The sequence below is a fragment of the Vibrio sp. 378 genome (genome assembly GCF_033339435.1).
In genome coordinates this window covers 1-959 of the sequence record NZ_JAWOUO010000219.1, presented here as the reverse complement: position 1 = coordinate 959, position 959 = coordinate 1, and the positions used below count along the sequence as shown (strand labels likewise).

Here is a 959-nt window from a genome sequence, read left to right as displayed (position 1 = left end):
TGATCATTGTGCGCATTTCACCTGCTTCGCGGCGTGTTAGCTCATCCATACCGAACCAGCTACCAACAAATTCTGGAGTGAAGATTTTCACCACTGACCAAGAGACAAACATACCAACCACAACTGTTGCCCATGGTGCCCATTTCGGCGTTCTGCGAATGATGATGCCAAGGAACAATGGAACTAGGATTGGTGATTGAAGTAGCGTCGCCACTTGCATCATTAGGTCAAACAAGCTTAGGTGCTTCAGTGAGTTGAAGAACTGAGCCATCATGATAACGAGGATGCCGTTCACCAAACATGCGATTTGACCAGCACGCAGTAGCTCTTTATCCGAAGCTTGGCCTTTACGCACAATGTTTGAGTAGAAGCTGCGAACGAAAATACCTGAGTTACGGTTTAGTGCAGAGTCCATCGAAGACATGGTCGCCGCAAACAGACCTGCCATTAACAGACCAACGGTGCCTAGAGGCATTGTTTCACGAGCGAAGACAAGGTAAACCGCATCGCTTGCTTTCGCACCCAATGATGAGTATTGCGTTGCTGCATCTGGGTACAGGATTGCTGAAGCCCAAGGTGGGATGAACCAAATTACCGCGCCAAATAGCATCATCACAAGCGCCATCAGCGCAGCTTTGCTTGCGTTTTTCGAGTCTTTCGCGTTAAGGAAACGGTAAGACTCCTGCATGTTGTTGATACTTTGCAGCTGTTTCACTACGAAGAAGATGAACGTACAAACTAACAGTAGTGGGTAGTTCATATCTGGGCCCATGATGAAGCCACCAGGGAAGTTCTCAACGATCTCGCCAGGGCCACCAACGACGTATAATGCAACTGCCGCACAAGCAATGGAGATAACCGCAACAACCAGCGTTTGAATAAAGTCCGACGCCACTACGCCCCACGCACCACTCAGCAATGAGATAGCCAATACCGCAAGGCCAGTCACCCAAATGGTA

At 48.9% G+C, this 959-nt stretch carries 1 protein-coding gene; it reads right to left on the bottom strand.

What is annotated here, in order from left to right; all coding sequences use genetic code 11:
- Positions 1 to 959: sodium:solute symporter family transporter (locus R7Q48_RS25275; protein WP_411979285.1), on the bottom strand; the 959-nt coding region annotated here is incomplete at both ends.